The 9,220-nt window shown below is 37.3% G+C and carries 10 protein-coding genes; 7 read left to right on the top strand and 3 right to left on the bottom strand.

Annotated features, from left to right (window positions below):
• The 5 genes from M901_RS16350 to can all read left to right on the top strand — a co-directional run.
• Window positions 1–1,677 (top strand): sensor histidine kinase (locus M901_RS16350; RefSeq protein WP_021277344.1); only part of this gene is annotated, 1,677 nt, incomplete at its 5' end.
• Between the two features lie 61 nt (window positions 1,678–1,738).
• Window positions 1,739–2,860 (top strand): OprO/OprP family phosphate-selective porin, encoded by a 1,122-nt coding sequence (locus M901_RS06335; RefSeq protein WP_021277341.1) that lies wholly within the window; start codon window positions 1,739–1,741, stop codon window positions 2,858–2,860.
• 118 nt (window positions 2,861–2,978) lie between these two features.
• Window positions 2,979–3,722 (top strand): ABC transporter substrate-binding protein, encoded by a 744-nt coding sequence (locus M901_RS06330; protein ID WP_021277348.1) that lies wholly within the window; start codon window positions 2,979–2,981, stop codon window positions 3,720–3,722.
• Between the two features lie 60 nt (window positions 3,723–3,782).
• Entirely contained in the window at window positions 3,783–4,214 is a 432-nt protein-coding gene (locus M901_RS06325; RefSeq protein WP_021277350.1) for an OsmC family protein, read from the top strand.
• A 79-nt stretch (window positions 4,215–4,293) separates the two neighbouring features.
• Window positions 4,294–4,935: a carbonate dehydratase gene (gene can, locus M901_RS06320; protein ID WP_021277342.1), complete on the top strand. Its 642-nt coding sequence runs from the start codon at window positions 4,294–4,296 to the stop codon at window positions 4,933–4,935.
• Window positions 4,936–4,974: 39 nt separating this feature from the next.
• On the opposite strand, the gene M901_RS06315 is transcribed toward can, so the two are convergent.
• Genes M901_RS06315 through M901_RS06305 form a run of 3 tightly spaced genes read right to left on the bottom strand, consistent with a single transcriptional unit; the run spans window position 4,975 to window position 7,755 of the window.
• Window positions 4,975–6,627 (bottom strand): long-chain-fatty-acid--CoA ligase, encoded by a 1,653-nt coding sequence (locus M901_RS06315; protein ID WP_021277345.1) that lies wholly within the window; start codon window positions 6,625–6,627, stop codon window positions 4,975–4,977.
• Window positions 6,628–6,643: 16 nt separating this feature from the next.
• A complete protein-coding gene (locus M901_RS06310; protein ID WP_021277347.1) occupies window positions 6,644–7,171 on the bottom strand; it encodes a GNAT family N-acetyltransferase in 528 nt (175 codons plus the stop codon).
• Entirely contained in the window at window positions 7,168–7,755 is a 588-nt protein-coding gene (locus M901_RS06305) for a TetR/AcrR family transcriptional regulator (RefSeq protein WP_021277346.1), read from the bottom strand. The genes M901_RS06310 and M901_RS06305 overlap by 4 nt, the downstream gene beginning before the upstream one ends.
• Window positions 7,756–7,896: 141 nt before the next feature.
• Here M901_RS06305 and M901_RS06300 point away from each other — a divergent pair, with 141 nt between their 5' ends.
• On the top strand, window positions 7,897–8,322 hold the full coding sequence (locus M901_RS06300) for a hypothetical protein (RefSeq protein WP_021277349.1): 426 nt from the start codon (window positions 7,897–7,899) through the stop codon (window positions 8,320–8,322).
• A gap of 285 nt (window positions 8,323–8,607) precedes the next feature.
• On the top strand, window positions 8,608–9,220 hold a 613-nt coding region (locus M901_RS06295), incomplete at its 3' end, for a transporter substrate-binding domain-containing protein (protein ID WP_021277343.1).

The following is a 9,220-nucleotide window of genomic DNA, read 5'->3' as shown; positions in this document are numbered from 1 at the left end:
CCTGAAGTTATCCAAAGCTTTGAGTCCGGATCTGATATCGAAGAGAGCTTAGCTGCTATCTACGACTCTGACAGAGGCGTCGATATGGACTTTCTATTTGCAAAGATAAATAACAATCCCAAAGTTATTAATATCTCATCAAGTATCTTCAATACTGATATCATTGCAAAGAACTTAGACAAGCCACTTCTAAAACTTAATCAAAATATTGAGATTGCAACTAGTCAAGAAGGAGGAAAAACTATTGTCTATGCCTACTCTATTCGACCGATTATCTCTTCACAAACAGGAGAAGTACTTGGGGATATCACAGTGGGAATTATTATTAATAATAATCTCAACATGCTTGAAAGGCTCAAGGAAATTGAGAACCTTATAGATATCGATATCTACTATAATCAAGACAAAATTCTTGATTTAACACAGACTGATTACGAACATACCGAAAAGTATATAGAGAATGATATTACCATCAAAGGCGATAGTGTTATCGCTCCCTTTAAGCTTACTCTACCGGGTTCTGAGAAGCTGACAATATACTCAACATATAAGTCAGACAGTTTCTCTCGCCTAGAAGAGAAATATAAGAAAGATCGTCTGATTTTATTCTTTTTAATTTTTGGTCTAGCGGCCTTCTTCTTTATTATCTTCAATAGCTTAATTACAACACCCCTGCAAAAACTGGTCTCATATACAAGAACCCCTCCTGAGGAACTCGATCTTATGACCCCTGAGTTTGGAATCATTGAAGAGTTTCAAAAGCTTGGAACTGATTTTCACAAGGCCTTTACAAGATTGGCAATACTCAACCAAGGCCTAGAGAACGAAGTTAACGAAAGAACAATTGAGCTAGAAGAGAAGAAAGATCTCTTAGAAAAACAACTTATTGAACTTAAGGCCCTCCAAGAGAGAATGATTGCCCAAGAAAAGCTCACGTCACTAGGTCTGTTACTTGCTGGAGTTTCTCACGAGATAAGAAACCCGCTAAATCTCATCCAAAACTCTGCTTTTATCCTCAATGAAATTGTTGAGGAAATTGATGAAGAAGAAAATCCAACGAAGAGAATGGAGCTTTTTGAAGAACATAAAGATGTTTTTAAGGATGTTGCAAATATTGTTATTCAGCACTCTCAACGCTCAACACGAATCATTAAGTCTATGCTTGATCAGTCAAGAGGCTCTTCTGTTGATCGAACAAAGGCCGATATCAAGGAAATCATTCTTACCAACCTCAATTATATTAACAAGGCCACTGATACAAGTTTTTATCTAAAAACAGAAATCGTAAAAAGCTTTGATCATATTAATCCTTTTGAAGTCTATGAAAGAGAGCTAGGACAGGTATTTATTAATACTCTTGAAAATGCATTCTATGCACTACAAAAGAAGGCCAATCTAGAAAAGAACTTTTCTCCACGTCTTGAGATTTCAACAAAGAGAGAAGATAACTATGCCGTTATTACGATTAGAGATAATGGTATCGGCATACCTGAAGATATTAAGAATGATATTTTTGAAGCTTTTAAAACGACCAAGCCTGCCGGAGAGGGAACAGGGTTAGGACTGTCAGTCTCGATGGATATCATTAAAAAGCATGATGGTGAGATTATAGTGAATTCACTTGAAAATGAGTTTACAGAATTTATTATTAAAATTCCGATCATCAATGAAGACTAAGTCATAAGGATATTCGAGATTATTTTAAGATAAATTTAAGATAACTTAAGGAGGAGGAGTTATGTTAAAACAATCACTTCTAGCAATTTCTTTGTTAGCAGGAATGAGCACAAATGCAGCTCAAGGGGGCTTACTCAAGGCCAAGGATCATATCAACTATAAGTTTGGTGGTCGACTCATGCTAGACGGCGCGTACTATGATGACGACAAAACGGATCTCCAAAGTGGTACAGAAGTAAGAAGAGCAAGGCTCTATTTCGCAGGTGTTTTAAAGAAGAACTGGGACTTCATTGTACAAATTGATTATGCTGGAAATAAGACAACTATCAAGGAAGCCCATATCGCCTACTCTTGGGAGAAGTCGGTTTTAAGCATAGGAAATATGCTGCCACCATTTTCACTACAATTACAAACAAGCTCTAAATGGCAAACCTTTGTCACAAGAAGCTTACCTGTTCTTGCACTAAATCCAGATAGCTCATTTGGTCTATCTTATAAATATAGTGCTAATAATTATTTTTTTAAAACAGGGATTTATGGTGGAACATCTGCTGAAAATACAGAGAGAGAAAGGTTCATCTTTGCTATGAGAGGAGCAACTCTTAAGAAGTTTGGGTCATCTTTAAACCACTTTGGACTCTCTTACTTGCACGTTGCCAGAGAAGATCAGGCGGCATTTAAATCAAGTAACGAAACTCACGTTGACTCATATGACTTTGTTAGCACAGATCAAATTGATAACCGTCAATCAGATCGCCTTGCCCTAGAGTACGCACTTGTTGCCAAGTCATTCTCTACTCAAGCCGAGTACTTCTTAGTTGATGTTAGAGGAAAAGGTGGCATTCAAGATACAATAAGTGGTTGGTATGCCTTTATGAGTTGGTTCCCGACTGGTGATACGAGAAGCTATAGCATAAACTCTGCGGCCTTTGGAGAAGTCATGCCAAGGAAAGAATTTGGCGAGACAGGAATTGGCGCAATAGAACTCGCTCTTCGCTATAGTAATATAGATTTCACAGGAAGCTTAAATGGTGGAGAACAAGATAATATTGCAGCTGAAATAAATTGGTACCCAGGAGGAGGCCTTAAATTCATGCTTAATCAAACATTTGTTAATGCTGAGAAAAATGGCGTTAAAGACAAACCTTCAATAACCCAGTTCAGAGCTCAAGTTACATTCTAAACAACTGAAAATATTAAGATTTGGTCACAAAGAATGTGGCCAATCTTAACTTGTAATAATTAATATTTACGGCATAATTTAGAAATAAATAATTTGAAAAGAATATAAAAGAGAAACTATGAAGAAGTTAACTCAGCTCATTCTATCGATGCTAATATTATCATCCGCATTCGCCAACTCACAGTTGAGTTCATCTATTTTTCATATCGCCCCTTGGGGCTATCGAAATGCCAACGGGGATATCGCCGGTCTAGAATATGAGATCATCAAAGAGATTGAAAAAGATATTGGTGAGCCAATAAAGATAAATCTAGTTCCCTACAACCGAATGATTTATCAGCTTAAAAATGGTTCCTCAGACTTTAGTATTTTCTTTAGAAGTCCAAAGAGTGAAGAAAGTGCAGAACCATTAGTAAAATGGGGCAGCTTAGATATTATTGTCATCACCAAACAAGGTAATCCTATAAAAGACTATGACGACCTCAAAGGGCAAAAAATCGGAGTGCGCCTGGGAGGATTTTTCGATAAGAGATTTGATAATGATAAGCAACTCTACAAGGTTACTCAAAGAGACTATGCTGAGTGTATTGAAAAGTTTAAGACCGGAAAGCTTGATGCAGTCATAGGAACTGCCGCGACTCTTTACTATGAATTACAAAAGCAGAATGTCCCAATTGACTCCCTAGCAAAGCCCTACTTTATTGGCCAAAAAGAAGACTGGCTCCACTTTAGCCGACTTTCAACAAATAAAGACAAGAAAGATAAAATCAAAGCATCAGTTGAGAAACTCATCAAAAATGGTACTTTTCAAAGAATATTTAGCAAGTACCTACCAAAGAAATGGCTACGAGTAGAGAATTAATTGATTCAGATCAAGGATCAATTCTCAAGAAAGTGGTAACTTCTAATAAAAGGAGTTTCCATGGGTATTTATAATTCAAATTCAAAAGCTAGCTCAGACAAAATCGAACTTATCACAACAGCGAGAAGTCTCAATTCAATGACGTTGACACCTCCCCCTGAGTTTGGTGGCCCAGAAGATCATTGGACACCAGAAGACCTTTTTAGTGCGAGCATATCGAGTTGTTATATTCTAACTTTTAAGGCCATCGCTCGGGCCAAGAAAATGGAATGGAATACCTTAGAAGTTGATGTTGAAGCCAAACTTGAAAAGACTGAATCAGGACTTAAGTTTACAGATGTTAAAATTATGCCCCATTTAGAGATTTGTTGCTCCAAGTCAGCGGATCCTTATTTAGAACTCCTTTATAAGGCCAAGGATCACTGCCTTGTCACAAAGTCTATGAATTGTAATTTTGAAGTCTTACCTAAGATTAAGATAAAGGCGAAATAAACTCAACGCTCTGCAAATTATTTACAAAATAGCCTTCACCCGATAAAGTTTTACTCTAGACATCTCAATGGAGCCACAGGTGAAAACGCTGCAAAAAATATTTAAGAATAATAAAGAGTGGGCAGATCGTATAAATAAAGAAGACCCGACTTTTTTTGAGAGACTTTCCAAGCAACAGTCTCCAAAGTACTTGTGGATTGGCTGCTCTGATAGTCGTGTTCCTGCGAACCAAATTATTGGACTTGATCCAGGAGAAGTTTTCGTTCACAGAAATGTCGGAAACCAAGTTATTCATACTGATATCAACTGTCTTGCGGTCATCCAATACTCAGTGGATGTGCTTAAAGTTGAGCATATTATTGTCTGTGGGCACTATGGTTGTGGTGCCGTAAACACGGCCATTAAGGGACTCTCTCTAGGAGTTATCGACAACTGGATTCTCGGCATCAAAGAAGTTTATAATATGAACTTCAAAAAGCTTGAAGGCTTTAGTGAAGAAGAAACTTTTAATAAAATGTGCGAATTAAATACGATTCAACAAGTTAAGAATATCTGTCACAATTCGATTGTCCAAGCGGCTTGGAATAGAGGCCAAAAGCTTTGTATTCACGGTTGGATTTATGGCCTAGCTGATGGTCTATTAAAAGATTTGGATGTGACTATCGATAGTCTAGAACAGGTTAATGACTCATTTGTTATTTCAGATAAAATTGATATCTAAAACACAATACTAGCTCCTCTATTGAGGAGCTAGCTTTTCTTAGCGAAGCTCTCTTCTGAGAACTTTTCCAACATTATTCTTTGGCAGCTCATCAATAAACTCGACGATCTTTGGAACTTTATATCCGGCCAAATTCTCTTTAGCATAAGCAATAACTTTCTCTTTTGTCAGACGCTCACTCTTTTTGACAATAAAGACTTTGACGACTTGACCCGATCTCTCGTTATCCTGACCAATGGCCGCCACATCTGCAACATCATCAATCTCAAGAAGAACATCTTCGACCTCATTAGGATAGACATTGAAGCCAGAGACGAGGATCATATCTTTCTTACGATCTAAAATCCTAATAAAACCTCTTTCGTCAATTGAAGCATAATCACCAGTTCTTAACCAACCATCTTCAGAAAGAACTTGTGCTGTCTCTTCTGGTTGATTCCAATAACCTTGCATGACTTGAGGACCGCGAACACAAAGCTCCCCCTCTTCTCCAAAACCAACTTCCTCACCATCAAGATTAGTAATTTTGACTTCAGTTGATGGAATGGGAATACCAATCGAACCTGCAACATCTTCACCAATAGTTGGATTACAACTCACAACAGGAGAGGCTTCTGTTAGACCATAACCTTCTATCACGCGAGATTTTGTCATTTTCTCCCACTGCTCCTTAACTGATTTCTTAAGGGCCATTCCACCTGCAACACTGAACTTCATGTAACTTAAGTCGAGCTTTTGGAACTCTTCATTATTTAGTAGAGCTTGTAAGAGGGTATTTACAACAATTGCAAGCTCTGGTTTATATGTCTTAATATCTGCAATAAGAGAGCTTAGGTCTCTTGGATTAGTTATAAGTAGGTTTGGCATTCCCATTTTAAAGAACCCCATAATATTAACTGAAAGAGTAAAGACATGATAAATAGGAAGCGGGGCTAAACTCATCGGTCTAGAATCACCAAGACCGGCAACAATCCATTCGGCCATCTGCTCCATATTCGCAATAAGGTTTCGATGTGTCAGCATCGCGGCCTTAGTCTTTCCTGTTGTTCCACCCGTATATTGAAAAAGCGCAATATCATCGCGGTGAACTTCTGGAAACTCGCGATATGAATTACTCCCGATTGAAATGGCCTTATTAAGGCCAATATAGTCACCTTTAAAAGCAGGTACCATCTTTTTAACTTTTTTAACGACAAAATTGGTTAGTGTTCTTTTAACAAGGGGAAAGAAGTCCCCTATTTGTGTTGTAATAATATGCTCAATCTTCGTCTCAGGAAGAATATTTTCTAGTTTAGATAGAAAGTTCTCACAAATAACAATCGCCTTTGCCCCACTATCTTGCATAACCTTCTTGACTTCTCTTTCAGTATAAAGAGGATTCGTATTCACAACAATCAAACCAGCCTTAAATGCCCCGTATAGAACAACAGGATACTGAAGAAGATTTGGCATTTGAATAGCAATGACGTCACCTTTTTTAAGATCTAGCTCATCGATAAGATAGTGTGCAAATGCATCTGACTTTTCCTTAACTTCACTATAAGTCATTGAAACACCCATATTAATATAGGCGACTTGTCCTGCAAATTTTTGACAAGACTCTTCAATAACTTCATTGATACTCATATATTTATCGGGATCAATTTCCTTTGCTGCTTGAGCTGGATAACTCTTATACCAAACCGCTTCCATAAATTACCTCTTAAAACTAGCCGAGCTTAAGACTCAACTCTAATATGCCGTGAGTGATAACTTTCGATTTCACTTCACCCTTTTTCTTCATTAACTTTACTATTTTATTATTTTCAGTGCTGGCCGTTCCATAGAGTTCTTTAATCCCTCTCTCCTTCGCAGCTTCACACAAGTGATCAAATAGATAATTTCCAATTCCAAGGCCTTGAAACTTATCAAGGATCGTAATTGCGAATTCCGCCCTTTCAAGATTATCTTCATCAACAAAGAAGCGAACTGTTCCAACTGGCTCAAAGCTCTGATCCACAACTTTAAGTATAGCCAGGGCAACATGCCTGACAAAATCAACTTCAGTGAAGATCTTCAACTCTTTTTCTGTAAAGCCCTTTTTTAATGTTAGAAACCTCTTCTTGCGAGACTCAATTGAAAGGTCTTTAAGTGCCATAACAAGACCTTCCTTGTCACTAGGCCTTATGGCGCGACAGAGAAATTCTCCACGACTTGGATGGTTGAAAATTTCAGAAAATTCTTTCGTATACTTCATTGGTCACTCTCAATACATGAGTTATAGAGAATATGAATATACTTTTTCTCAATAACCTCTAATTCTAAACTATCACGCCCTCTTGAAATCCAAGCATGAATCAACTCCCTGGTTGCTCCTAGCAGTAAGGCATCCAGGATCATCGGCTCAACTAACTTTAGACGAGAGGCCTGTGCTTTTGAACTCAGGTGCTCGTACATCTGCTTAGAAAAGATTGCGAACTCCTCCATCATTATCTCACGGAAATTCTTAAATCCCGTTCCAGAAACACACCAAAGAAAATGACTCTTCTGTATCTCATGACTGTGCCAACGAAAGTACTCCGCGATCACAGCATAGAGACTTTCTTTAAAATCATTCTCTCCCATGGCCTTTTGAAGAAGAGAGTCTCGTAAATCAGAGGAAATCTTAATAAAGAGACCCGAGAGAACATCTTCTATCCCATTAGGAAAATGATAGTAGAGAGTTCCCGTAGCAAGTCCTGTCTCTTTCTTTAATAGCGAGATACTCAAATCATAGAGCGATTGAGCTTCAATCAAATCAAGTACTTTTTGAAATACTAAATCCTGTGAACTTTCTTTCATTTCTAACCCTATAGACAATTTGTCTAGACATATTGTCCATTTTGCCATGTCATATCATTTATATCAAATACTAAATTCATCATAAATATTTGAAATCCTGTACCAACCTCGATAGAATATCTTGAACCTCAAGGAGAAAATATGCGTCACCTATGCTTTCTACTAAGTCTTATTTATTCTAGTATGGCCCTATCTTTTGGCTTTTCTGGTGTCTGGATTGGCTCAGGAGAAGGACAGACTCCCACAACAAGCTTCAATTGCTCCGAAGTCGAAATGCGTATTCACATTGAAGAAGATAAACTTATCTTAAGAGGTGGACACTACAACTGTGATTCACTTAGTGCGGAATATCCTTATAGTGTCTTCACAATTAAGGATGGAGTACTCTTTGAGAGAGATCAAGCGGTAGGAACGATTGATGAGCAAACGATTCTCTTAGAATCTCCTAAAGACGGATTTGAAATGACACTTAATCTCTATAATGGAAGCCTCTATTTCAATGAGGCTTGGGTTGATGGAGAAGATTACCTCGTTCTTGGAGCAGAGCTTAAGAGAATTGCAAACTGATATACAGATATGGGGTTAAAAATTGAGGGTTTTGAAGTAAAAACATCAACTTGCCTACTTACATTTTTAACAGCTGTGAAAATTGTGCTGATTCAGAAATGATTTCATGGAGATGAGTGAATCTCATCCCCACTTTAGTGGAGCAGTTTTAAAGAGTTGAGTAATTTTCACATAACAAATAAGTCTTATTTTTCAACCTTAAGACAATATTAATTTTTGCTGTTTTGCCTATAAAATTTTAGTTTGAGTATTGTCATAAGGTGTCCTCTGAATGAAGATGGCAACATGAATGTTATGAAGCTTCTTCTGCTCACATTACTCACTTTTCAAGTTCTTGCCTCGATTGAAGTCAAAGTTCGCGGATATAGCTTTTCTCCATTTCTACAATTTGACTCAAAGGGAAAGCCATTTGGTGCCACCATTGAAATCCTCGAAGAACTTAATAAAATCCAAAAAAAGTATCATTTCAAATTCTATAAGACCTCGGCCAAGAGAAGATATACTCACTTTGAAAATAAGGAACTTGATATTATCTTCTTTGAAAGCCAACAATGGGGCTGGAGTAAAAAACAAGTCGAGGCCACAAAACCCTTTGCGAGAGGTGGAGAAGTTTTCATAACAAAATCATCTCCAGAAAAAAGTCAAAGCTACTTCTCATCTCTAAAAAATAAGAAAATTATAGGTGTCCTTGGATTCCACTATGCTTTTGCAGACTATAACTCGAACGAAAATGTCCTAAGAAGAAAATACAATATGCTTTTAACTTCAACACCTGACTCGATTATTAGTTTAATACTAAAGGACAGAGGTCAGATTGGTGTTATTACAGAATCACTATTAAGAAAAACTATAAACCAAGAAAAGAAACTCAAAGACCAAATATTGGTTTCAGAGGTTT

Source organism: Bacteriovorax sp. DB6_IX (genome assembly GCF_000447775.1).
Taxonomy (GTDB): Bacteria; Bdellovibrionota; Bacteriovoracia; order Bacteriovoracales; family Bacteriovoracaceae; genus Halobacteriovorax_A.
This window is presented reverse-complemented; position numbering and strand designations above follow the sequence as displayed.